At 71.7% G+C, this 23,229-nt stretch carries 14 protein-coding genes (1 of these 14 cut by a window edge); 8 read left to right on the top strand and 6 right to left on the bottom strand.

The window, feature by feature from the left end; all coding sequences use genetic code 11:
• Positions 1-5: 5 nt before the first annotated feature.
• From HV824_RS06880 to HV824_RS06870, 3 genes are read left to right on the top strand one after another with little or no spacing between them, the layout of a single operon-like run.
• Positions 6-1,169, top strand: a complete 1,164-nt coding sequence (locus HV824_RS06880) for an AI-2E family transporter (RefSeq protein WP_368738028.1) — start codon at positions 6-8, stop codon at positions 1,167-1,169.
• Between the two features lie 60 nt (positions 1,170-1,229).
• Positions 1,230-2,480 carry a hypothetical protein gene (locus tag HV824_RS06875; RefSeq protein ID WP_255207816.1) on the top strand — a complete coding sequence of 417 codons (1,251 nt, stop codon included), beginning with the start codon at positions 1,230-1,232 and terminating at the stop codon, positions 2,478-2,480.
• Between the two features lie 50 nt (positions 2,481-2,530).
• Positions 2,531-3,043 (top strand): hypothetical protein, encoded by a 513-nt coding sequence (locus HV824_RS06870; protein ID WP_176422921.1) that lies wholly within the window; start codon positions 2,531-2,533, stop codon positions 3,041-3,043.
• A gap of 16 nt (positions 3,044-3,059) precedes the next feature.
• Here HV824_RS06870 and HV824_RS06865 read toward each other — a convergent pair whose 3' ends face one another.
• Genes HV824_RS06865 through HV824_RS06855 form a run of 3 tightly spaced genes read right to left on the bottom strand, consistent with a single transcriptional unit; the run spans position 3,060 to position 4,605 of the window.
• Positions 3,060-3,395 (bottom strand): Carotenogenesis protein CarS, encoded by a 336-nt coding sequence (locus HV824_RS06865; RefSeq protein WP_176416168.1) that lies wholly within the window; start codon positions 3,393-3,395, stop codon positions 3,060-3,062.
• A complete protein-coding gene (locus HV824_RS06860) occupies positions 3,392-4,057 on the bottom strand; it encodes a DUF1109 domain-containing protein (RefSeq protein WP_176416169.1) in 666 nt (221 codons plus the stop codon). Before HV824_RS06860 ends, HV824_RS06865 begins: the two co-directional genes overlap by 4 nt.
• The gene (locus tag HV824_RS06855; RefSeq protein ID WP_176416170.1) at positions 4,054-4,605 is read right to left on the bottom strand and encodes an RNA polymerase sigma factor; all 552 of its coding nucleotides are present in this window, start codon (positions 4,603-4,605) and stop codon (positions 4,054-4,056) included. Before HV824_RS06855 ends, HV824_RS06860 begins: the two co-directional genes overlap by 4 nt.
• 192 nt (positions 4,606-4,797) lie before the next feature.
• On the opposite strand from HV824_RS06855, the gene HV824_RS06850 reads away from it, so the two are divergent.
• Entirely contained in the window at positions 4,798-5,562 is a 765-nt protein-coding gene (locus HV824_RS06850; RefSeq protein ID WP_176416247.1) for a ZIP family metal transporter, read from the top strand.
• Positions 5,563-5,577: 15 nt separating this feature from the next.
• Here HV824_RS06850 and HV824_RS06845 read toward each other — a convergent pair whose 3' ends face one another.
• Positions 5,578-6,774 carry a metallophosphoesterase gene (locus tag HV824_RS06845; RefSeq protein ID WP_176416171.1) on the bottom strand — a complete coding sequence of 399 codons (1,197 nt, stop codon included), beginning with the start codon at positions 6,772-6,774 and terminating at the stop codon, positions 5,578-5,580.
• Positions 6,775-6,944: 170 nt separating this feature from the next.
• Between HV824_RS06845 and HV824_RS06840 the strand changes: the two genes are divergently transcribed.
• The 4 genes from HV824_RS06840 to HV824_RS06825 all read left to right on the top strand — a co-directional run bounded on the left by HV824_RS06840 (position 6,945) and on the right by HV824_RS06825 (position 13,091).
• Entirely contained in the window at positions 6,945-7,421 is a 477-nt protein-coding gene (locus HV824_RS06840) for an FKBP-type peptidyl-prolyl cis-trans isomerase (protein WP_176416172.1), read from the top strand.
• Between the two features lie 118 nt (positions 7,422-7,539).
• The gene (locus tag HV824_RS06835) at positions 7,540-8,730 is read left to right on the top strand and encodes a cyclic nucleotide-binding domain-containing protein (RefSeq protein WP_176416173.1); all 1,191 of its coding nucleotides are present in this window, start codon (positions 7,540-7,542) and stop codon (positions 8,728-8,730) included.
• Between the two features lie 437 nt (positions 8,731-9,167).
• Positions 9,168-11,276: an elongation factor G gene (gene fusA, locus HV824_RS06830; protein WP_176416174.1), complete on the top strand. Its 2,109-nt coding sequence runs from the start codon at positions 9,168-9,170 to the stop codon at positions 11,274-11,276.
• A gap of 324 nt (positions 11,277-11,600) precedes the next feature.
• Positions 11,601-13,091: a DEAD/DEAH box helicase gene (locus HV824_RS06825; protein ID WP_176422919.1), complete on the top strand. Its 1,491-nt coding sequence runs from the start codon at positions 11,601-11,603 to the stop codon at positions 13,089-13,091.
• An 86-nt stretch (positions 13,092-13,177) separates the two neighbouring features.
• Here the strand turns inward: HV824_RS06825 and HV824_RS06820 are convergent, their stop codons facing one another.
• Both HV824_RS06820 and HV824_RS06815 read right to left on the bottom strand, forming a co-directional pair.
• Positions 13,178-13,642: a DUF2269 domain-containing protein gene (locus HV824_RS06820; RefSeq protein WP_176422918.1), complete on the bottom strand. Its 465-nt coding sequence runs from the start codon at positions 13,640-13,642 to the stop codon at positions 13,178-13,180.
• Positions 13,639-23,229, bottom strand: the 3' portion of a protein-coding gene (locus HV824_RS06815; protein ID WP_176422917.1) for a non-ribosomal peptide synthetase. The gene runs 3,840 nt beyond the window's last position; only the last 9,591 of its 13,431 coding nucleotides appear in the window; its start codon lies beyond the right edge, outside the window; its stop codon occupies positions 13,639-13,641. The genes HV824_RS06820 and HV824_RS06815 overlap by 4 nt, the downstream gene beginning before the upstream one ends.

The following is a 23,229-nucleotide window of genomic DNA, read 5'->3' as shown; positions in this document are numbered from 1 at the left end:
GTAGGGTGGGGTGGGGTGGGGCGGTGGCTGACTCGAGGCGGTGGTCCAACTTTGTATTCGCCGGGCTCTTCGCCCTGGCGCTGATTCTCTTCTCCAGGATTCTGCTGCCGTTCCTGATGCCGGTGTTGCTGGGCGGCTTCCTGGTGGTGCTGTTCATGCCGGTGCAGGACTCCCTGTGCCACAAGCTGGGGGGACGCAAGTCTCTCAGCGCCGGGGTGTCCACCGTCACCGTGTTCGTCCTCATCCTGGCGCCGCTGGCGCTGGTGGGGTGGATGGTGGCGCGCGAGGTGTTCCAACTGGTGGGCCAGGCGCAGGCCCTGCTGGAGCAGCAGCACCTGCGTCACCCGTTCCTCGCCAGCCTGCCGCTGGGCCTGGAGCGCTACCTCCGGCTGGACGCGGACAGCGCGGAGACGGAGCGGGCGCTCCTGGCCGCGGTGACGGGCGGCGCGTCGCTGCTGCGCGACGTGGCGGCGGCGGGCACGGACCTGGTCATCAACCTGTTCCTGATGTCCGTGGCCATGTACTACTTCTTCCTCGACGGGCGCCGGCTGGTGGCCGAGGTCATGCGGCTCATCCCGCTGGACCGGCGCTACTTCGAGGCCTTCGCGCGCGAGTTCACCGACGTCGCCTACGCCATCATCTATGGCAACACCCTCACCGCGCTCATCCAGGGCGCCGTGGGCTTCGTCGGGCTGCTCATCGCAGGGGTGCCACATGCCGGTGTGTGGGGCGCGGCCATGGTGCTGGTGGCGCTGGTGCCCGTGGGCGGCACGGCCCTGGTGTGGGGCCCCATTGGCGTGGTGCTCATCGCCGCCAACCAGGTGGGCGAGGGCGTGTTCCTCCTGGCCTGGGGCGCCTTCCTGGTAGGCAGCATCGACAACGTCATCCGGCCCCGGCTGTGTGGCTCGCGCATGGCGCTGCACCCGCTGCTCGTCTTCCTGTCCATGTTCGGCGGGCTGGCGGTGTTCGGGATGATGGGCCTGCTGGTGGGGCCGCTCATCGCCTCCATCTTCATGGCCATGGTCCGCATCTACCGCCGCGACTTCCTGGGCATTGGACGCGCCGAGGACCTGTCCGCTGATGAGGGGAGCACGTCGACGCCTCCCATGTCCTCCCGCAGGCCACCCGCGGCGCAGGCGATGGGGCCCGCGGCGACGTTCAACGCCTGAGCGGCGGGAGCACCGCCGAGCCTGGACTTCCCCGAGAGGGTGGGTGAACCTCCCAGGAGAATGACGACCGCCCGACACTCGATGGTTCGCTGGGGGCTGTGGTGTGCCCTGGTGGTGGCGCTGGCCTCGCCGCAGGCCGCCGCGGCGAAGCCACGCGTCGTGGTGCTGACGGTGGAGGGTGACGCGCGGCGGCGGCTGGGCACCCAGTGGGAGTCCGCCCCGCGGGCCCCCGTGCCGTTGGCGCCCGAGTCCCCCAAGGCCGTCACGAAGCGGCCCGACAGCCCGGCCGTGCGCCCGCGGGCGCAAGTCGCTCCACGGCCGCGGCTGGAGGCGCAGTCGTTTCCGGACGAGGCCACGGTGGCTGTCTCGTCGCGGGACGAAAGGACGTGGGGCATGGAGGTGGACCCGGAGTCGCACAGCACCACCGAGCCTTTCCTGGAGGTGTCGCTGGACACGGGCTCGGGCGGCACGGTGGGGGACGCGCCGGCGCGCCCGCCCCTGGCGAGGCTGACGCTGGGGGGCACGACGACGTGGCGCAACTCCTGCGCGCGGCCCGGCGTGAAGTCCTGTGGCGAATATGACCGGCTCCCGGCGAACGAGCGCCTGGGGGACACGGTGAGCTATGCGTCGTCGGTGCCGTACCTGGGCATCGCCGCCGAGCTGGAGCTGCTGCCGCTGGCGCACAGCGAGTCGCTGCTGCGGGGCCTGGGCCTGTCGCTGGGCTACCGGCGCGGGTATTCCTCCACGAACGTGACGCTGGTGGGTGACGCCGGCCAGTCGACCACGCGCGAGGTGGTGGCCACGGACTCGGTGCTCACCGCGCAGGCGCTGTACCGCTACTCCTTCGGCGCGGGGGAGTCGAACGCGCCGCCAGGCTACGCGGGGCTGCGCGCGGGCCTGCTCACCCGCGCCTTCGACGTGGACGAGTCCGCCAACAGCCCGCTCGCCGGGACGCACCGCCTGTTCCCCGCCGTGGGGCTGGAGGTGTCGGTGCCGCTGCTGCGCTGGGTCCGGCTGGAGGGCGCGGGACAGTTCTTCCTGAGCCCGAAGCCGGGCAAGGGTCTGGGCGGCGGCGCGGCGCTGGACGCGGAGGTCAGCGACTACGGCACGTCGGTGTCCAGCTTCGGCTGGGAGGCGGAGCTGGGCGTCGGGGGCGACCTCTGGGGGCCCTTCGGCTACTCGGTCCGCTTCCGCCTGTCCCGCTTCCAGGACACGTTCTCCGGGGCCGGCACGAAGCGGGGCTGGGATGAGGGCGGCGTGGCGGCGGAGACGTACTCCAGTCTGCACTGGGGCATCACCGCGTCCTACTGACGCGCGTTGCCGGCTCCCACTCCGGCGCGGCGGAGGCGTAGGGTGCGGACATGTCCGAGCACGTGTCCCCCCAGGAGCTGCGCAGGAAGTGGAAGCTGGCGAACGCGGAGCCGCTGGAGGGAGGGCACCGGCTCGACGCGTACCGCGCGCTGGCGCACGGCTGCCCCGCGTTCGTCCCCAACCTCCTGTCGTTGAGCCGCGCGTTGCTGGCCGGAAGGCACGAGGCGGCGGACCCGGAGGCCGCGGCGACCGAGGCCGAGCAGGTGCTCCGCTCCGCGTCGGACGTCTCCGCGGGAGCCCCGGAGCCCCTGCTGGCGCTGGGACACTTCCTGGCCTCGGTGCGACAGGCGCCCGACGAGGCGGAGCGGGCCTTCTCCTCCGCGGCCAGCGCGGCGATGGCCTTGCTGGAGGAGGCGTGGGCGGGGTGGATTCGCGCGCTGGGCGCGCAGGGACAGCTGGACGCGGCGCTGGAGGTGGAGGAGCGGGCGCGGAGCCTCTTTCCCAGCTCCAAGGCGCTGACCCAGGCGGTGGCGTTCGCGCGCGCGCGGTCGGGGACGCGCTGACGCGGACTCCTCCCCGTCAGGACATGCGCTCCAGCGAGCTCCGGCCGCCGGCCCGCACGGCCTGGCGGTGCTGGGCAATCCGGTTGCGAGCCCACTGCGGGGCCAGCTCCAGCTCCTCCGGGAAGAAGAGGTCCTCGCCCATCCCCTTGACGCGCACCTGGATGAGCGGGTCATCGGGGTACTGCGTGGCCGGGTCGTCGAACACCAGCCCCACGACGATGCCCGTCTTGCCCAGGAAGCGCTGGCTGATGGTGCCGTCCCCGGAGTGCGGCACGACCTTCACCGTCGCGCCAATGCGCACCGGGGCGCCGTCCACGTCCTGACAGATGATGAGTGAGGGGTCCTGGGTCATGGCGCGTAGGAGCGGGGCTTGAGCGACTTCGAGATGACCACCAGCACGGCGGTGATGACGACCCATGCGAGCAGGTGGTGGGTGAGGACGTGCCGCGCGTCCTTCTCGCAGGCGAGCTCGCCGAGCAGCGCGCCCGTCGCACCCACGGACAAGCCCGCCACCACGGCGCGCAGCGGCTGGAAGAAGGCGCCACGCAGCGCGAACAGCGCGACCACCAGCGGCACCATGTCGATGGCCAGGTGACTGACGGTGCAGACCCAGCCCGGGAGTGATGAGGGGGCAGGCGGCGTGGGCCGGGCGAGCACCAAGGCCGCCGCGCTGACCACCGCCAGCCCCACGCCCAGCCGGCGCATCCAGCGGCCCTTGGGGGACAGCGCGCCCCAGGCGCACACCGCGCTGGTTCCCACCAACATGGCCAGCAGCGGCGCGCGCGCCAGGAGCAGCGGGCCGGTGACCGCGCCCACCGCGAGCATCACCACGGCCGCCAGCAGGCCCAGCCCCGCGGACGCCGCCATCAGCCAGACGGCCTGCGTGCGCCAGCGCCGCACCGGACGACGAAGCGCAAGCTCGCCCCGGGCCGCGGCGAGCACGCGCTCCAGCGCGGCGTTGTCCTTCGCGGGCGCCTGGGCGAGCAGCGGGTCCAGGTCCATCGGTGGCTTCATCGCGCCACCTCCAACGCCAGCTCGCCCAGCAGCTCTCGCAGCTTCTCGTAGCCCCGGTGCGCCCGCAGCCGCGCGGCGCCAGGGCTGATGCCCCGCAGCGCGCCAATCTCCTCGAAGGACCAGCCCTCCACCTTGCTGAGCACCACGGCTTCACGGTGGTCCGGATGGAGTCGTTGCAATGCGTCCAGCAGGTGCCTGCGCAGCGCCGGGTCGCTGTCATCCGGCGCCGGGGACGCGGGCGTCGCGGTGTCCTTCCGGGAGGCGTAGGCGTCCACGTGCCGTTGGTGCCTCAGCGCGTCGCGCGCGGCGTTCGCGGCGATGGTCATCAGCCACGGGGTGAAGCGGGTGCCGGGCTCGTAGCGGCCTCGCGAGCGGATGACGGACAAGAAGGTGGCCTGGAGCAGGTCCTCCGCGAGCGCGCCATTGCGCACCATCCGGGCCAGGAAGCCTTGGACCCGCGGCGCGTGCCGCTCGAAGAGGTCCTCGAAGGCGTCCTGTGCTCCGTCGCGAAACCGTTCCATGAGCTCTTCGTCCGTTTGGCTCCGCATCACCCGGCTCCTCTACGGGCCACTCGCGAAAGTGTTTCTGGCGGTCGCGATTCTCAAGGTCCAGCGGGGAAATCGTTGAAAAGTCGCGGGGTTGTGTGCGTCGTCAACATCCCGTCCTGCCCCGGAGGGCGAGGCCGTTAGTGTTGGGCGCGGAGGCACCTCGGACGCGTGGACCATTGGAGCATCGAAGGCATGGGGGCGGGGTTGGTGGCAAGCCTGCTGGCGGGCACGGCGACGGGACTGGGCGCACTGCCCGTGCTCGTCACCTCGGAGCTCAGCCGGAAGGCCCAGGACCGGATGTTGGGCTTCAGCGCGGGCGTGATGCTGGCGGCCACGTCCTTCTCACTGGTCATCCCCGCGATGGAGCTGGTGAGAGGGCAGGGCCATGACGGGCACTCGGCGGCGCTGCGCGTGGCGGCGGGGGTGTTGCTGGGTGGACTGTTCCTGCGTGTGTGGCACGACCTGATGCCGCACGAACATTCCCTCAAGGGCCATGAGGGCCATGGCGGCGCGAAGTGGAACAGCGTGCTGCTGTTCGTGCTGGCCATGACGCTGCACAACTTCCCGGAGGGCCTGGCGGTGGGCGTGTCCTTCGCCGCGCCGCAGCCGGAGCTGGGCCTGTCGGTGGCGCTGGGCATCGGCGCGCAGAACATTCCCGAAGGCCTGGTGGTGGCGCTGGCGCTGCGAGCCACGGGCGCGTCCGCGTCGCGCGCCGCGTTCCTGGCGCTGCTCACCGGCCTGGTGGAGCCGGTGGGGGCGCTGTTCGGCCTCCTGGCCTTGTCCCTCAGCTCCGCGCTGCTGCCGTGGGGACTGGCCTTCGCGGGCGGCGCGATGCTCTACGTCATCAGCCACGAGATGATTCCGGAGAGCCACCGTGGCGGCTTCGAGCGCGAGGCCACCACCGGCCTCATGTGGGGCTTCGTGCTCGCGCTGGTGCTGGACATGTCGCTGGGCTGACGGCGCCCGGTGGGGCTACGCGGGCAGCAGCACCAGGCGGGCAATCTCCGGGGGCGCGCCCACGCGCATGGGCGGGCCCACGAAGCCGCAGCCCCGGCTGACGTAGATGAGCGAGTCCCCCGTGCGGCTCAGGCCCGCGTTGCGGTCTCCCCAGATGAGGTCGCCCATCAGGTTGGCCGGGAACATCTGTCCGCCGTGCGTGTGCCCTGAAATCTGGAGCCCCACGCCGCGCCGGGCCACCTCGTCGAAGTTGGATGGCTGGTGCGCCAGCAGCACGGAGGCCCGGTCGGGGCGCACGTCGCGCAGCGCCGCGTCCAGGTCATAGCCGCGCTCGCCCATGCGGTGCGCGCTCCAGTCGTCCACGCCCGCCAGTTGGAAGGACGCCGCGCCGTCGCCAATGGACACGGAGCGGTTGCGCAGCACGTGGATGCCCAGCCCCTCCAGGAAGGCGACCCACGAATCGGCGCCCGAGTAGTAGTCGTGGTTGCCGGTGACGAAGTATGTGCCGTACCGCGCGCTCAGCTTCCCCAGGCTGGCGGCGAAGACGCCGAGCGACTCCACGGAGCCGTCCACCAGGTCCCCGGTGATGGCGATGACGTCCGGCTTGAGGGCGTTGGTGCGGGCCACCAGCTCATCCATGAAGCGGCGCTGAATCACCCCGCCGATGTGGATGTCGGTGAGCTGCACCAGCGTCAGGCCCTCCAGCTCGCGCGGCAGGTGGGGCAGCCGCACGGGGAGGTCGCGCACATCGGGTGGATGGTACGCGCGCCAGCCGCCGTAGGAGCTCACCGCCACGCCCGCGAGTCCCGCGCTCACCGCGAGCCCTTGCCCCAGCAAGGCCCGGCGCTCCGGCGAGGCGGGCGCGGAGGGGACTGCCGTCTGCGCGCGGGCCTTGCGGCGCTCACGCCACGCGGCCAGGGCCCGCACCGTGTCCACCGCCAGGGTGAACATGAGCAGGTAGAGGACCAGGCCAATCCACAGGAGGAAGACGATGCCCAGGCGCCGAGCACCCTCGGAGGGCAGCACGGAGCCAATGGCCCGCGCGCCCAGGGCGCCCACGAAGCCCACGGCGAACAGCCCCTGGGCGGTGCGCCGCAGCCACTTGCGCTTCGTCACGTCACGGACGAGCCGGCGGTAGAGATAGACATGGCCCACCGAGAGCACGGCGAGCACGGGAACGAAGAAGAGGAGCAGGCTGACCCAGCGTGGCATCGGGAACCCTGCATAACGGACACCTCCCCGCCGCGCTCCAGGATTCCGGGGGGGCAGGCACGAAGGTGGCGCGGGCGCACCCCAGGCCCCTTTCCCACGCCGCCGGGCCGGGGCAGGCTGCGCCGTCCCGCGAGGCCGATTCCCGGTCCGCGCACTCCTTCGAGGTCGTCATGCTCCGCTCCCTGCTGGCTCCCATGCTCCTGGCTGTCTCGCTGCTCGGCTGTGGCGACGACGAGAGCGTCAACCCCGACTCGGGAGACCCGACCAAGGTGACGTACGCGGAGTCTCTCAACGTGGACCTGGCCGCGATGACCCGCCTGGAGAGCGGGCTCTACATCCACGACACGTTCCTCGTGGAGGATGGCGCGCTGGCCGAGTCGGGCAAGCGCGTGCAGGTGCGCTACACGGGCTACCTGCCGGACGGCCGGAGCTTCGACGCCACCGGAAATGGGCCCGCCCTTGGCTTCACCCTGGGCGTGGGGCAGGTCATCGCCGGTTGGGATGAAGGCATCGTCGGCATGCGCGTGGGGGGCCGCCGCCGCCTCATCATCCCGTCGTCCCTGGGCTACGGCGCCACCGGCTCGGGCGGCCGGATTCCGCCGTACACGGTCCTCATCTTCGACACCGAACTCGTCTCCGTCCGCTGACGGAGGCGAGGAACTCCGCTCGCCGACGTGCTATAGAATTTCCGAGTCTTCCGGGAAGTCCGGGCCGGCGTGGACCGGCCCGGAGGTGCGTGGTGACCCGGAATGGGGGAGGCGCGTGATGTCGCGGTCCGAGGCGGAGATGAATTTGGAAGGCCCCCGAGCAGCGGTCCCGGGGGAGGGCGCGTTCCACGTGCTGCTCATGCAGCCGTCGTCCGAGGTGGCGGCGCAGCTCTACGAGGAGCTGGGGAGCTCCCAGCGCGAGCGGCTCCAGAAGGAGGCCGCGCAGGCCGCGGTGGCGGAGCGCCAGCGGCTGGCGGAGGTCCTGCGCCAGGCCCGCGACTTCTCGGGCGCCGCGCGCCTGCTGGATGGCTGCGGCGCGGCGGCCCTGGTGGCGGAGCTGTACGTCCAGGGCGGGCGCTACGTGGACGCGGCGGAGGCGTACCTGCGCGCCGGTGAGGTGGAGCGCGCCGCCGCCGCCTTCGAGCGGGGCGGGGCCATGGAGCGCGCATTGGAGGCCTACCGCGGCCTGGGCGCGCGCGAGGCCATGGCGCACTGCCTGGTGCGCCTGGGCCGCCCGTATGAGGCGGCGCAAATCTACCGCGACCTGGGCCAGCCGCACGCGGAGGTGGAGGCGCTCGCGAGCGTGCCCTCGGGTGACCCGCGTCACCTGGAGTCCGTGCTGCGCATGTGCAAGCTGCTGGATGGCGAAGGCTTCACGCGGCGCGCGCTGGCGCTCCTGGCTGACACGATGCGCGGCTCGGAGACCGCCCGGGGAGACCCGGCGCTGGCCGCGGAGAAGGCCCGGCTGCTGCACCGCCTGGGCATGGACGCGGAGGCGAAGGCCGTCATCGCGCGCCTGCCCTCGAACTCGGCGGCGCCGGAGTCCAATGGCTACCACTACCTGAAGGCCATCCCCATCTTCGGGGAGCTGTCGCTCGACGACATGAAGGACCTGTACCGCGTGGCGCGGCAGGTGCTCATCCCGGCCGGCGCGGTGCTGCTGGAGAAGGGCTCGCCGGGCAGCGGCCTCTTCGTGCTCCTGGAGGGCGCGGTGGACGTGTTCAGCGGGCCGGAGCCGGAGGCGCGCCAGCTCAACACGCTGGGGCCTGGCGCGTACCTGGGGGAAATCTCCCTGGTGCAGGATGCCCCGGTGTCCGCGCAGGTCCGCGCGCGCACGGCGGTCCGCGCGCTGCGCATCACCCGCGCGGGTTTCCAGCACTACCTGGACACGCATGACGCGGCGGCGCTGCGCATCTTCCGCCTCTTCACGCACAACCTCGCGGCGCGCGTGCGGGCGCTCAGCACCTGACGGCGCGCATGTCTGTCATTCCGGGCTCGCGTGTTCACACTCGCGCCCGGATTGACAACACGGCGTCTGTGCATTACTTCAAACGCACCATGAGGCCCGTCTTCTTCAACGCCCTGCTGAGTGCGCGCACGTTCGCGCCGGCGGCGGACGTGTGCCTCGCCCCCCGTCACGAGGTTCTGCTCGACATTTGAGTTGGCGGACCGGTGTCCTCCGGCGCGCGGGTTGGCTGGTTCCCGTGTGCCGTGAGTCCCGGCTCCGCCCTCTCTCTCATGCCGCGTCCTCGTGTGTCCTCACGTGTCCCTGAGCGGGCCTGACGTGCCCCTCCGGCGAGCCGCGCGTGTGTGCCGCTGAGGCCTCCGCGGCGTCGTCCCTTCCTTTCAACCAGCGCCTCAACTCAACCCGCGGGCCTCGCTGCCCGACGGGAACGGGAGTCCTTCATGTCTCGCCACACACGCATCGAGCGGTATCGCAACATCGGCATCATGGCGCACATCGACGCGGGGAAGACGACGCTCACCGAGCGCGTCCTCTACTTCACCGGGCGCATCCACGCCGTGGGAGAGGTGCACGACGGCTCCACGGAGCTGGACTGGCTGCCGCAGGAGAAGCAGCGCGGCATCACCATCACCTCCGCGGCCACCACCGCGTTCTGGCAGCCCCGGCAGGGGATGGGCGCGGGTGTGCCCCACCGCATCAACATCCTGGACACCCCGGGGCACGTGGACTTCACCATCGAGGTGGAGCGCTCGCTGCGCGTGCTGGACGGCGCGGTCGCCGTCTTCGACGCGAGCCAGGGCGTGGAGCCCCAGTCCGAGGCGGTGTGGCGGCAGGCGGACCGGTACAACGTCCCGCGCATCGCCTTCATCAACAAGATGGACAAGGTGGGCGCGGACTTCGCCATGAGCGTCGCGTCCATCCAGGCGCGGCTGGGCGCGCGTCCGGTGGCCGTGCAGTGGCCCGTGGGCGAGGGCTCGGAGTTCCGCGGGCTGGTGGACCTGGTCCACATGCGGGCCGTGACGTTCGACGGGGAAGACGGGGGCTTCGTCGGCGAGCAGGGCGTGCCGGAGGCGGTGCGCGCGCAGGTGGAGGCGCAGCGGCTGCGGCTCATCGAGGCGTGCGCGGACGCGGACGCCGCCGTGCTGGAGAAGTTCGTGGACGGGCGGTTGGAGGACATCACCGCCGATGACCTGGAGCGCGCGCTGCGCGCGGGCACCCTCGCGCGGGCGCTGGTGCCGGTGCTGTGCGGGTCGGCCTTCAAGAAGAAGGGAGTGCAGATGTTGCTGGACGCCATCGTCAACTACCTGCCCGCGCCGTCGGACCTGCCCGCAGTGGAGGGCTTTGTCCCGGGCACGGAGGAGCGTGTGTCCCGGCCCGTGTCCGATTCGGGGCCGCCCTGCGCCCTGGCCTTCAAGCTCATGAGCGACAAGGCCGTGGGCGGCATCGTGTTCCTCCGCGTCTATTCGGGCACGTTGCGCGCGGGCACCGTCCTGCTCAACCCCGCCACCGGGCGGCGTGAGCGGGTGGGGCGCTTGATGTTCATGCACGCCAACCGCCGCGAAGAAGTGGCGGAGGTCCATGCGGGAGACCTCTGCGCGGCGCTCGGCCTGAAGGGCGTGCGCACGGGCGACACGTTGTGCGACCTGGCGGCGCCCGTGGTGCTGGAGTCGCTGGGCGTCATGGAGCCCGTGGTGCAACTCGCCGTGGAGGCGCGCTCGCCCGCGGAGCTGACGAAGTTGGAGGACGGCCTTCACCGGTTGGCGGCGGAGGACCCGTCGCTGCGAGTGGGCGTGGACCCGGAGAGCGGCCAGGTGCTGCTGTCCGGCATGGGTGAGCTGCACCTGGAGGTGGTGGTGGACCGCTTGAGGACAGAGCATGGCGTGGAGGCCCGCGTGGGCCAGCCCAAGGTGGCCTGGCGCGACACGCTCCGGCGCCCGGTGCGTCAGGAGTACCGCCACGTCCGCCAGTCGGGCGGGCCCGGACAGTACGCGTATGTGGTGCTGGACGTGGGGCCGGCACCGCGTGGCGCGGGGCTCGTCTTCACGGACGACACGCGCGGGGGCACCATTCCCAAGGAGCTGGTGCCCGCCATCGAGAAGGGCGTGGCCGGGGCCATGGCCCGAGGCGTGCGGGACGGCGTGCCGCTGGTGGACGTGGAGGTGCGGCTGGTGGATGGCGACACGCACGTGCGTGACTCCACGCCCCAGGCCTTCGCAGTGGCCGGCTCCCTGGCGCTCCAGGCGGCGGTGCACAGGGCGGGCGTGCAGCAGCTGGAGCCGGTGATGGAGGTGGAGGTCACCACGCCCGAGGAGTACCTCGGCGAGGTGTTGGGAGACCTGGCGGCGCGGCGGGGGCGGGTGCTGGGCATGGAGGCGCGCGGCGGGGCGCGGCTCGTCACCGCGCGGGTGCCCATGGCCAGCCTCTTCGGCTACGTCACCGGGCTGCGGGGCCGCACCCAGGGCCGGGCCCAGGCCAGCATGCGTCTGGGCGCGTACGAACCGGTGCCGGAGGCCCACCAGGCCCCTTCGGCGGCGGAGGCCCGGGCCTGAGGTGAAGGGCGGCCCCGGGAGCCAGGAATGGCTCCCGGGGCCGGCAGGGCATTCCGGGTCTTTCGACTTGGAAGGCTCTGTGGACGCAAAACCGGCAAGCAAGCTGTTGATTTCACGGGACTTCCGGGGCGGGAAAGTGCAGGGTCCCCCGCGATTCTCCGGAATGGGTAGGGGAGACCCCCTGTTTCCATCCGCTCCCAAAGCGGTTCGGCCGGCTGGGCCCGACCGCGCACCGCCAGGCGCCCCGGACATGTGTCCGACTGGGCGCGCTGCGCGGGCTTCCTCCCCTGGGAGGGAGTGGGCTTACCTCAACATCAGGAACCCATGACTTTCGACGAACTTCAGCTTCACGACACCCTCCTGCGCGCCGTCAAGGCGGAGGGCTACACCACCCCCACGCCCATCCAGCAGAAGGCCATCCCCCATGCGCTGGCCGGGCGCGATGTGCTCGGCGTGGCTCAGACGGGCACGGGCAAGACGGCGGCCTTCGCGCTGCCCATCCTCCAGCGGCTGTCCGCCAAGGCGCCCGCGGGCGGGGCGCGCCCGGTGCGCTGCCTGGTCCTGACGCCCACGCGCGAGCTGGCGGGCCAGGTGGGCGAGAGCTTCGGGACCTATGGCAAGGGGCTGCCCTTGCGTCACGCCGTCATCTTCGGTGGCGTGGGCCAGAATTCGCAGGTGCAGACGCTGCGCAGTGGCGTGGATGTCCTGGTGGCCACGCCGGGCCGCCTGCTGGACTTGATGGAGCAGGGCTTCGTGTCGCTGCGCTCGCTCGAGGTGTTCGTGCTCGACGAGGCGGACCGCATGCTCGACATGGGCTTCATCCACGACGTCCGGCGCGTCATCAAGGCGCTGCCGCCCAAGCGGCAGACGCTGTTCTTCAGCGCCACGCTGCCCGTGGACATCGTGGACCTGGCGCGCAGCATCCTCACGGACCCCATCCGCGTGGAGGTGTCGCCCGCCTCCAGCACCGCGGAGACGGTGAGCCAGCAGGTGTACTTCGTGGAGCGCGAGCAGAAGCGCGGCCTGCTGACGCACCTGCTGACGGAGGGCAATATCTCCCGCGCGCTCGTCTTCACCCGCACCAAGCACGGCGCGAACCGGGTGGCGAAGCAGTTGGAGGGCGCGGGCGTCAGCTCGGCGGCCATCCATGGCAACAAGAGCCAGAATGCCCGGGAGCGCGCGCTCGACGAGTTCCGCTCCGGGACGCTCCGCGTGCTCGTGGCCACGGACATCGCCGCGCGCGGCATCGACATTGACGGGCTGAGCTACGTCGTCAACTACGACCTGCCCAACGTGCCGGAGCAGTACGTGCACCGCATTGGCCGCACCGGCCGCGCGGGGGCCAGTGGCACGGCCGTGTCCTTCTGTGACGCCGAGGAGCGCGCGTACCTGCGCGACATCGAGCGCACCATCCGCCGCAACGTGCCCGTGGTGGAGAATCACCCGTACCGTTCGGGCCAGCCCGCGCCGCGTCCGGTGAGCCATGCGTCCGGCGCCGCGCCGGAGGCCCGGCCTTCGGGCAACGGGGGGCGTTCCCAGGGCGCGCCGCGTCCCGCCGGTAATGGTGGTGGAGGCGGGCACTCCGCGGGCGCTTCACGGCGCCGCCGGGGTGGCGGCGGAGGCCGTGCGCAGGGCCGTCCCGAGGGTGGCCGCTCGGCCCAGGGCTCGGGTGGCTCCGGTGGCAACGCCAGCCGGGGTGGACAGGGCGGCTCCAGGGGTTCGGGTGGCGGCCGTACCGCGGTGGCGCAGGCGCCGGCGAAGGGCCCCGAGGCCTCGCCGCTTCCTCCGCGCCGCCCGTCGCCCAAGTGGTTCTGAGCGACTGAGGCCAGGCGGCGGCCAAGGCCCGCCGTGAAGTCCAGGAAGGGAGCTCGCACCTTTGGGGGCGGGCTCCCTTTCTCGTTTCAGTGGAGGACCATCAGCGCCATGGAGCCGAAGGCGAGCGCCATGGCCAGGATGCCCCAGCGGAACCACTTCTTCGTGAGCAGCAGGTAGTCGTCGAACGAGGCACCGGCGTCCCCGAGCGCCTCGGCCATGGCCAGCTGCCGCGCCTGGATGGGGCGCAGCGTCTGGCTCCAGACGATGCCGCACAGCATGAAGCAGACCTGTCCCGCGGCGAGCGCCGGGTTCGTCCACAGGGGGATGCCCTGGAGGTGCGCGCGCAGCATGCCGGTGGCGGCGAGCGCGAAGACGCTGGGCACCAGCAGGTACTTGTCGGTGAACTGCACCAGCCGCAGGGCATAGGCAATCACCCGGGGCTCGCGTGTCCTGTCCGCGAGCAGCCGCCACACGGCCGTCACGACGATGTCGCCCAGGAACACCACCACGGCGATGAGGTGCAGGAGCTTCAGGAGGTTGTGGACGTTCATGGGGCGGGTGCCGGACGGGGAATGAGCGCGAGCAGGTGCTGGGCGAGCACCGCCGCGTGCGGGTCGCGGAGCAGCGACAGGTGTGTGCCAGGGACGGGCCAGGCCGAGCAGGCCTGCTGCGTCAACCGGCTCCAGCCGAGCGTACCGTCTTGCACGAGCGCGTCGAGCGCCCCCGTGCTGGGGCCACTGCGGTCCTCCGCGCGGAACACCGCCAGGGGCACCGGTTGTCCACGGCGGGGCTGGTAGTTCAGGGCGTCATGGGCCCGCGCCACGTTGAGGATGCCCTGCACGTGGACGGGCTGCGCGCCTTCGGGGAGGACCGCCGCGGCCTGGAGCCGTGCCACGAAGAACTGGAGCCGCTCGGCTTCGCTCATGGCCCGCACCTCGGACAGGACGAGGTCTATCTTCACGTTGAAGAACGCCTCCATGATGCCGGCGAGGTGGAGCATCCACTGCGCCGTGTCCCAGCCCTCGCCCTGGGGCCGGGTGACTTCGGGGAAGGGCGCCAGGGTATCCAGCATGGCGACCACGCCCACCTCGCGTCCGCGGGCCTTCAGCTCCTGGGCCAGCTCGTAGGCGATGTGTCCGCCCATGGAGTGGCCACCGACGCAGTAGGGGCCTTGGGGCTGCATGGCCAGGATGGCGTCCGCGTACCACGCGGCGATGGCCTCCACCGTCTCATGCGGCGGCGCCTCGCCGTCCAGGCCCTGGGGCTGGAGGCCGAACACGGCGACGCCTTCCAGGTGCCTGGCCAGGGACAGCAGGTAGAACGGCGTCGAGCCTCCACCGGGCACCAGGTAGAGCACCGGCGTCCGGTTCGAGTCCGTGGCGCCGGCCATGAAGGCGTGGGCCTCCGGGGTGAGTGGCACCAGGGGAGAGACGGCCGCGTCCTCGGTCCGGAGCACTGCCGTGAGCTGCGCGGGCGTCGGGTGCCTGAACAGGGACACCAGCGGGAGCGGGCGGCCCAGGCGCTTCTCCACCGCGAGCTTCATCTTGAGCGCCAGCAGCGAGTGGCCGCCCAGGTCGAAGAAGCTGTCGTGGATGCCCACGGCGCGCACGCCGAGCACCTCCTCGAAGAGCCGGACCAGCTCCAGCTCCAGGGCGTCACGCGGCAGGCCCTCCAGGGCGGTGACGCGCGCGTCGGCGAGCTCCAGCGCGCTCAGCGCGCGCGTGTCCACCTTCCCGTTGGGCGCGAGCGGCAGCGCATCCAGGAGGACGAACTGCCCGGGCACCATGCTCGCGGTGAGCTGCTGCTCGGCGAAGCTCCGGAGCTCGGTGGGCTCGGGGCGCCGCGCGGACGCATGGGGCACCACGAAGGCCACCAGCCGGGAGTCCCCACCCGTGCCGCGCACCAGCGCGACGGCTTCACGCACCGCGGGGTGCCGGGCAACGGCGGCTTCGACCTCGCCCAGCTCGATGCGATGCCCACGCAGCTTCACCTGCCGGTCGGCGCGGCCCACGAACAGGAGCGCGCCATCCGCCAGCCGGCGGACCACGTCACCCGTCCTGTACATGCGCAGCGTCGGGCCTCCGGGGAAGGCGTGTTCGATGAAGCGCGACTGCGTCAGCTCGGGGCGGTTGAGGTAGCCGCGCGCCAGTCCGGGCCCGGCGAGGTAGAGCTCTCCGGGGACTCCCTCCGGGACGGGGCGAAGCCTTCCATCCAGGATGAGCGCTTCCATCCGGCGAATGGGCAGGCCAATGGGCTCGGTCGGGCCGTGCGCGCCCACCTTTCCAGGCTGGCACCGGTGCGCCAGCGCGTCGATGGTCGCCTCCGTCGGCCCGTAGAGGTTCCACACCTCCGCCTTCGAGCGACTGAAGAGCGTGGCGACAGTCGCGGAGGGCAGGGGCTCTCCGCCGACGCAGACGCGCCGGAGCGCCGGGAGGTTCGCGAAGCCGGGCTCCTCCACCAGCGCCGTCAGCAGCGAGGGCACGAGTTGGAGCACGGAGACGTCGCGCTCGCGCAGCACGCGGGCCAGGTGCTCCGTGTCCGCGCCAAGGCCGTGCGGCGCCAGCACCAGCCGGGCACCCACCATCAGCGGGGCGAACAGCTCCCAGACCGAGGCGTCGAAGCTGAGCGACGTGCGCTGGAGCACCCTGTCGCCTGCGCCCAGCGGCATGGCGTCGCTCATCCACGCCATGTGGTGGGCCAGGGCGGAATGCTCAATCAGCACGCCCTTGGGCTGCCCCGTCGACCCGGAGGTGAACAGGCAGTACGCGAGCGCGCCGCGCCGTGGCTCGAACGACTCCTGGGTGTCGTCCCCGAGCACCACCACGTCGGCCCCCGGGAACCGCGAGGTGAGGTGCGCTTGCGTGAGGACCACCCGCGCGCCGCTGTCCTCGAGCATGAACGTCAGCCGCTCGCGGGGGTAGGCCGGGTCGAGCGGGACGTAGGCCGCGCCCGCCTTGAGGATGCCGAGCAGCCCCGCCACCATCCCCACGGAGCGTTCCACGGCGAGGGCCACCAGCGCCCCCGGCGTGACGCCGCGCTGGACCAGCGCCTGGGCCACGGCCTTCGCGCGAGCCTCCAGGGCCGCGTAGGTGAGGGCGCCGTCCTCGGCCTCGACGGCGATGGCCGCAGGCGTCTTCGCCGCCTGGGCCGCGATGACCTCGTGCACGGCGGGCAGGGGCGGTGTCGCCTCCGGTGCGCGAGGCGTGAGACGGGCACGCTCCTCGGCGCCCAGCAGGTCGACGTCCACGACCTTCGACCGTGGCGCGGCGGTCAGCCGCGCGATGAAGCCCGTGAGCTGGCGCACCATCGCCTGGATGCGCCACGCGTCGAAGAGGTCGCAATCGTATTCCAGCACGCCTTCGAACCCCTGGGACGTCTCGGACAGCGTCAGGGTGAGGTCGAACTTGGCGGCGCCGCTCGGGATGGCCACCGGCGTGACCTCCAGGCCCGGCAGCGCCATCTGCGCGGTGTGCGTCTGCTGGTACGCGAGCATCACCTGGAAGAGCGGACTGGTTCCGAGCACGCGCTCCGGTTTGAGCACCTCGACCAGCTTCTCGAAGGGGACGTCCTGGTGCTCATGGGCATCGAGCACCTGGCGGCGGACGCGCTGGAGGAGCTCGAGGAACGTGGGCTCGCCGCCCAGGTCGATGCGCAGGGGCAGCGAGTTCACGAAGAACCCGATGAGCGGCTCCGTCTCCGCGACGCGGCGACCCGCGAACGGCGAGCCGATGACCACGTCGTCCTGCCCGCTCACCCGGCCCAGGTAGGCGCCGAAGGCGGCGAGCAACGCCATGTAGGCCGTCACCCCCTGCTCGCGGCAGAGCGAGGTGAGCGCCTGGGCCGCGTCGGGAGCCAACGCCAGCGGCTCGGTGGCGCCCCGGTGGCTCCGGACCGCGGGCCGGGGTCTGTCGGTGGGCAGGTCCAGCACGGCGGGCGCACCGGCGAGCGCCTTGCGCCAATGGCCGAGCTGCTGCTCCCGGGCCTCGCCGTCGAGCCAGCTCCGCTGCCACGCCGCGTAGTCCGTGTACTGGATGGGGAGGGCCGGGAGCGCCAGGGGCTCGCCCCGGACCTCCGCGGCGTAGAGCGCCGTGAACTCACGCATCATCACGCCGAAGGACCAGCCGTCGGACACGATGTGGTGCATGGCCACCAGGAGCACGTGTTCGTCGTCCGCGCGCTTGAACAGATGCACGCGCACCACGGGGCCCACGTCCAGCGCGAAGGGCCGTGCGGACTCCTCGGCCAGCCGCTGGTCGAGGCTCGCCGCGCCGGCGTGGCGGAGGTCCTCTGACGTCAGCGTGAGCACCGCGTCGGCCACCCGGGCCACCGGGAGACCGTCGACGAGTGGGAAGCTCGTCCTGAGGACCTCGTGGCGCTGCAGCACGCGCTGGAGGCTCCGTCGCAGCGCGGCCTCGTCCAGCGAGCCCCGCAGTGTGAACGCGATGGGGATGTTGTAGGCCGCGCTCTGTCCTTCGAGCTCCGCGAGGAAGCGCAGCCGCTCCTGCGCGAACGAAAGGGGCCGGTCCCCAGGGCTCGTCAGCCGGACCAGCGGCGGGAGCCGTGGCGCGGCCTCCTTGGAGGCAATCAGCGCCGCCAGCGCCGCCAGCGTCGGCTGCTCGAAGATGGCGGAGAGGGGCACGTCGACGCCGAACGTCCTCCGCACGCGGCTCATGACCTGCGCGGCCAGCAGCGAGTGCCCACCCAGGTCGAAGAAGTGGTCCTCCGCGCCAATCGGACGGCGCTCCAGGAGTGACTCCCACAGCGCGGCGAGCGTCTGCTCGGTGGGCGTACGCGGGGGCACGAAGCGCGTCTCGCTCGCGGACGCCTCGAAGCGGGGCGGCGGCAGACGGCGCTTGTCCACCTTGCCGCTGGACGACAACGGCAGCTCTTCCAGGTGGATGAACTCCGCGGGCACCATGAACTCCGGGAGCTTCCTCCGGGCGTACTCACGCAGCGCGTGCGCCTCCACGGGCTGGGCCGAGACGACGTAGGCGACGAGGGCCTTCACGCCCCCCTGTGCGCCCGCGGCATGTACGGTGGCCACGGCCTTCGCCACGCCGGGAAAGGTGGCGAGCACCGCTTCGATTTCACCCAGCTCGATGCGATAGCCACGGAGCTTGACCTGGTGGTCGATGCGCCCGAGGTACTCGAGGTTGCCATCCTTGCGCCAGCGGACCAGGTCTCCGCTCCGGTACAGTCGCGCCTCGGGCTTGAACGGGTGCGGGATGAACTTCTCGCGCGTGAGCTCCTCGCGGTTCAGGTAACCGCGGGCGACACCGACGCCTCCAATGTGCAGCTCGCCCGGGACGCCAATGGGCAGCAGCGCGCCGTGACGGTCGAGGACGTACCCCTCCAGGTTGAGGGCGGGGCGCCCGATGGGCGGAGCACCCGGGTCATCCTGCCGGCAGTGGCCGAGCGTGCTGATGATGGACACCTCGGTGGGGCCATAGGCGTTGACGAACTGGACGCCGGGCCGCGCCCACGTGTGTACGACTTCGGGTGGAAGGGCCTCTCCCGCGGACGTCAGCATGCGAAGCGCGGGGTACTCACGGTCGGTGGGGAGCGCCGCATACGACGTCGGAGGCAGCACCATGTGCGTGACGCCGTGAGCCAGCAGCACGTTGGCCAGCTCGTCGCCCGCGAGCAGCGTGTCCGCGGGGGCCACCACGAGCCGGCCCCCGTTGGTCAGGGCCATGACGATCTCCCAGACCGAGACGTCGAAGGAGATGGAGGAGAACTGGAGCATGACGCAGCTCGCGTCGGCGCCCAGCTCGTGCCGCTGCATCTCGATGACGTTCGCCAGGCCCCGGTGCTCCAGAATCACGCCCTTGGGCCTGCCCGTGGAGCCCGAGGTGTAGATGACGTAGGCGGCGTTCTCCATGCGAACGCCACTGTCGGGGTTGCCGGTGGGCGCGGCGTCCGCGGGCGCGTCCAGCCAGAGCGTCCGCGCCCGCGGCGCTCGCCACCGCTGCTCCGCCGCATGGGTGCTCACCAGGAGCGCGGCGCCCGAGTCCTCCAGGATGCCGTCCAGCCGCTCCTTCGGGTACGCGAGGTCGAGCGGGACGTAGGCCGCCCCCGCCTTCCAGATGGCGAGCAGGCCGATGATCATCTCGAACGACCGGGGCACGGCCAGGGCCACCAGCTTCTCCGGGCCGGCGCCCATCGCGATGAGCTGGTGCGCGGCGCGGTTGGCCCGGCGGTTCAGCTCGCCATACGTGAGCGTCTCCTGACCCAGCTCGAGCGCGATGGCCTCCGGCGTCCGCCCCGCGTGCTCCTCCACGAGTCGGTGGGCCGGGACGTGCCGCGTGGGCGCCACCACGCGTCCCTGGGTGAACGCGGCGACGACGCCGCGCTCCTGCTCGGGGAGCAGCGCGAGCTCCGACAGCCGCTTCTCCGGATGCGCCACCGCGTCCGCGAAGAGCACCTGGAGGTGCGCGACCATCCGCTCGATGCGGTCCGCGTCGAAGAGGTCCGTGCTGTACTCGATGACGCCGGCCAGGCCCTCTTGCGTGGGCTCGAAGCTCAGCGTGAGGTCGAACTTCGCGCTCTGAATCTCCAGGTCGATGGGCTCCAGCGCCAGCCCCGGAAGGCTCAGGTGGCCCTCCGGGGTGTTCTGCAGCATCAACATCACCTGGAACAGCGGGGCGTGGCTCAGGTTCCGCTCGACCCCAAGGGCCTCGACAATCTTCTCCAGGGGTACGTCCTGGTACGCGTAGGCCTCCAGCGCGGAGGCCCGGACGCGCGCGATGAGCGCCTCGAAGGTCGGGTTGGCGGACAGGTCGATGCGCAGCGGCAGCGTCCCAACGAAGAACCCAATCAGGGACTCCAGCTCCGCGTGGTCCCGGTTGGCCACGGGCGTGCCGATGACGATGTCCTCCTGCCCGGTGATGCGCGCCAGGTAGGCCGCGAAGCCTCCCATGAGGACCATGAAGCTGGTCCCTCCCGTGCGCAGGCTCAGGGCCTCGATGGCATCGCTCAGCCCCTTGCCCAGGGTGATGCGCTCGGTGGCGCCGCGCATGCTCGTCCGAGGTGGCCGAGGCCGGTCCATGGGCAGGTCCAGCGCCGACGGCGCGCCATGGAGCCTCTTCCGCCAGTGCTCGAGCCGCTGCTCCAGCACCTCGCCTTGGAGGTGCCGCCGCTGCTGGTATGCGAAGTCCAGGTAGTCGACGGGGAGCTCGGGCAGCGTCACCGGCTGGCCGGAGACACGCCCGGCATAGCGCTGGGAGAGCTCTCGCACGAGCACGCTGATGGACCAGCCATCACCGACGGTGTGATGCATCACCGCGACGACGACGTGTGCCGCCTCGTCGAGCCGGAACAGCTTCGCGCGAAACAGCGGGCCATTCGTCAGGTCGAACGGCCGCGCGGCCTCCTCCTCGATGAGCAGGCGAAGCGCCTCGGGGGACGTCTCTCCCAGGGTGACCTGCTCGAAAGGAACGTCCTGGTTCGCTCGCGGCTCCTGCCACACGCCGCCATCCCGTTCGACGAAGCGCATCCCGAGCACCGGGTGCCGCCGGACGATGTCGGACAGGCTCTCCTGGAAGGCGCTGACGTCCAACGTGCCCGTCAGCCGCAGCGCCATGGGCAGGTTGTAGGCCGCGGTGCCGGGGTAGAGCTGATCCAGGAACCAGAGCCGCTCCTGGGAGAATGACAGCGGAATGGCGGCGCCCTCGGGCGCTCGCTCAATCCGGGCCAGCGTCAGCGTCTGGCTTCCCCGGCGAGCATCGAGCACCCGGCTCAAGGAGGCGATGGTGGGATTCTCGAAGAGGTCGGTGACGCGGAACGCGGCGTCCACGTCGCCGCGAATCCGCGCGACGACCTGCATCGCGAGCAGCGAGTGGCCACCCAACTGGAAGAAGTCCTGGTCGCGTCCGACAGCACCGCGGCCCAGGACCTGCTCGAAGGCCCGCGCAACGGTCGCTTCGGTGGGCGTGCGGGGCGGCTCGGAGGTGGTCTCGGCCTGCGCCAGCGCGACGGGCGCGGGGAGCGCACGGCGCGCGACCTTGCCACTGGGCGTGCGGGGCAGCTCGGGCAGCGGCACGAACAGCGCGGGGACCATGTACTCGGGCAGGTCCCTGGCGAGGAAGTCGGGCAGCTCGGCCAGTGGCACCGACTCCGGGACGACGTAGGCCACCAGCCGCTTCTCGCGCGAGGCCTCACCGTCGACGATGACCGCCGCGTCGCGGACGTCGGGGTGGGCACACAGGGCGCGCTCAATCTCGCCGGGCTCCACGCGGAAGCCGCGAATCTTCACCTGGTCGTCCGCGCGGCCGAGGAACTCGAGCGTCCCCTCCACCGTCAACCGGCCGAGGTCGCCCGTCCGGTACGCCCGCACAGGGGGAGACAGCGGCAGGTCGACGAACCGCTCTGCGCTGAGGTCCGGCTGGGACAGGTATCCGTCCGCGAGGCACGTGCCCGCCAGATAGAGCTCTCCGGGGACACCCACCGGAACGGGACGCTGGTTCGCGTCGAGCACGTGGACCGCGGCGTTGGCGATGGGGCGCCCGATGGACGGCAGCCCGGGCCAGTGCCGCGGGTCGCCCTCCAGCTCGTGCGCCGTCACCACATGCGACTCGGTGGGGCCGTAGTGGTTGTGAAGGCGCTTGCCACCTTCCTGGAACCAGCGGCGGATGGGGTCGGTGATGCGGAGCTGGTCTCCCGCGGTGATGACCTCCGCGAGTCCCGGCACGCGGTGCTCGGTGCGCAGCGCGGCCTGTGCCAGATGGTGGAGCGCCACGGCCGGCAGGAAGAGGCGCTGGACGCGCGCCGCTTCGAGGAACTCGGCCAGGGCGTCCGGGTCGCGTCGCGTGCCTTCGTCGATGAGGACCAACGTGCCACCCGAGCACCAGGTGGAGAAGGTCTCCTGGAACGACACGTCGAAGTTGAGCGGCGCGAACTGGAGCGTGCGCAGAGGGCGGGCCTGTTCGGTCTGCCACTCGATGAGGTTGACCAGGGCCCGGTGCGGCATGGCCACGCCCTTGGGCTTGCCCGTCGAGCCCGACGTGTAGAGGACGTAGGCCAGTTGCTGCGGCTCCACCCGGGGCCGCGGCGTCTTCGCGGCAGGCGCCGCCGTGTCATCCAGCAGGACCTGCGTCAGGCCCTGGGACGGGAGCAGCCCGCTGTACTTCTTCTCCGTGAGGAGCACGCGCGGCCTGGCGTCCTCCAGCATGTAGCGAAGGCGCTCAGGCGGGTACGTCGGGTCGAGCGGCACATAGGCGCCGCCGGCCTTGAGGACCGCGAGGAGGGCGACCTGCGCATTCACGGAGCGGTCCAGACAGATGGAGACCCGGACCCCCGGGCCCACGCCCAGTGCGCCCAACCGGTCGGCCAGGGCTTCCGCGGCCTCCTGGAGCTGCCGGTAGGTCCGTGTCTCGCCCCGGTGCTCCAGCGCGACCACGTCCGGCGTCTTCTGGGCCTGCCGCTCGAACAGCTCGGGGAGGGTGCGACCGGTGTACCTGCGCTCGGTGCGGTTGAGGTCGGCGTACAGGCGCCGCTCCTCGTTGGATAGGAGCGGGAGCTCGGAGGTGTGGAGCTCGGGCTCCTCGGCGATGGCCTGAAGCAGCCGGCCGAGGTGCGCGGCCATCCGGTCGATCCGGTCACCGTCGAAGAGGTCCGTGTCGTACTCGATGCTGCAGGCGAGCGCGCCCTCGCGCGGCTCCACGAAGAAGGTGAGGTCGAACTTCGACGTCGCGCTCTGCGGCGCTTGAAGCTCGGCGCGCACACCGGGGAGCTGGAGCTCGCCACCGCTCTGCCCTTGGAGGACGAACATCACCTGGAACAGCGGGTTGTGCGCCAGTCCACGCGGCAGCTCGAGCGCGGCCACCAGCTTCTCGAAGGGCACGTCCTGATGCGCATAGGCATCGAGCGCCATCTTGCGGACGCGCAGCAGCAGCTCGGAGAACGTCGGGTCTCCCGACAGGTCGACGCGGAGCGCGAGCGTGTTGAGGAAGTACCCGACCACTCCCTCCGTCTCGTGCCGGTCGCGGTTGGCGACAGGCGAGCCAATCACCACGTCCTCCTGGCCACTGATGCGCCCGAGGTACGCGGCGAAGGCGCCAAGGAGGGTCATGAACAGCGAGGCCCCCGCGCTCCGGGAGATCGCCTCGAGCCGCTGGCCCAGCGGCGCTTCGAGCACGAA

The sequence above is a fragment of the Myxococcus sp. AM009 genome, assembly GCF_013372605.1.
In the GTDB taxonomy this organism is placed as follows: domain Bacteria; phylum Myxococcota; class Myxococcia; order Myxococcales; family Myxococcaceae; genus Myxococcus; species Myxococcus vastator.
Note: the sequence above shows the minus strand (reverse complement) of the source record. Positions and strands in the feature narration are given on the sequence as shown.

Bases quoted from the DNA above. Each gene is read 5' to 3' on its own strand.
- HV824_RS06875 (WP_255207816.1), top strand. From the start codon at position 1,230: ATGACGACCGCCCGACACTCGATGGTTCGCTGGGGGCTGTGGTGTGCC.
- HV824_RS06870 (WP_176422921.1), top strand. From the start codon at position 2,531: ATGTCCGAGCACGTGTCCCCCCAGGAGCTGCGCAGGAAGTGGAAGCTG.
- HV824_RS06865 (WP_176416168.1), bottom strand. From the start codon at position 3,395: ATGACCCAGGACCCCTCACTCATCATCTGTCAGGACGTGGACGGCGCC.
- HV824_RS06860 (WP_176416169.1), bottom strand. From the start codon at position 4,057: ATGAAGCCACCGATGGACCTGGACCCGCTGCTCGCCCAGGCGCCCGCG.
- HV824_RS06855 (WP_176416170.1), bottom strand. From the start codon at position 4,605: ATGCGGAGCCAAACGGACGAAGAGCTCATGGAACGGTTTCGCGACGGA.
- HV824_RS06850 (WP_176416247.1), top strand. From the start codon at position 4,798: ATGGGGGCGGGGTTGGTGGCAAGCCTGCTGGCGGGCACGGCGACGGGA.
- HV824_RS06845 (WP_176416171.1), bottom strand. From the start codon at position 6,774: ATGCCACGCTGGGTCAGCCTGCTCCTCTTCTTCGTTCCCGTGCTCGCC.
- HV824_RS06840 (WP_176416172.1), top strand. From the start codon at position 6,945: ATGCTCCGCTCCCTGCTGGCTCCCATGCTCCTGGCTGTCTCGCTGCTC.
- HV824_RS06835 (WP_176416173.1), top strand. From the start codon at position 7,540: ATGTCGCGGTCCGAGGCGGAGATGAATTTGGAAGGCCCCCGAGCAGCG.
- fusA (WP_176416174.1), top strand. From the start codon at position 9,168: ATGTCTCGCCACACACGCATCGAGCGGTATCGCAACATCGGCATCATG.
- HV824_RS06825 (WP_176422919.1), top strand. From the start codon at position 11,601: ATGACTTTCGACGAACTTCAGCTTCACGACACCCTCCTGCGCGCCGTC.
- HV824_RS06820 (WP_176422918.1), bottom strand. From the start codon at position 13,642: ATGAACGTCCACAACCTCCTGAAGCTCCTGCACCTCATCGCCGTGGTG.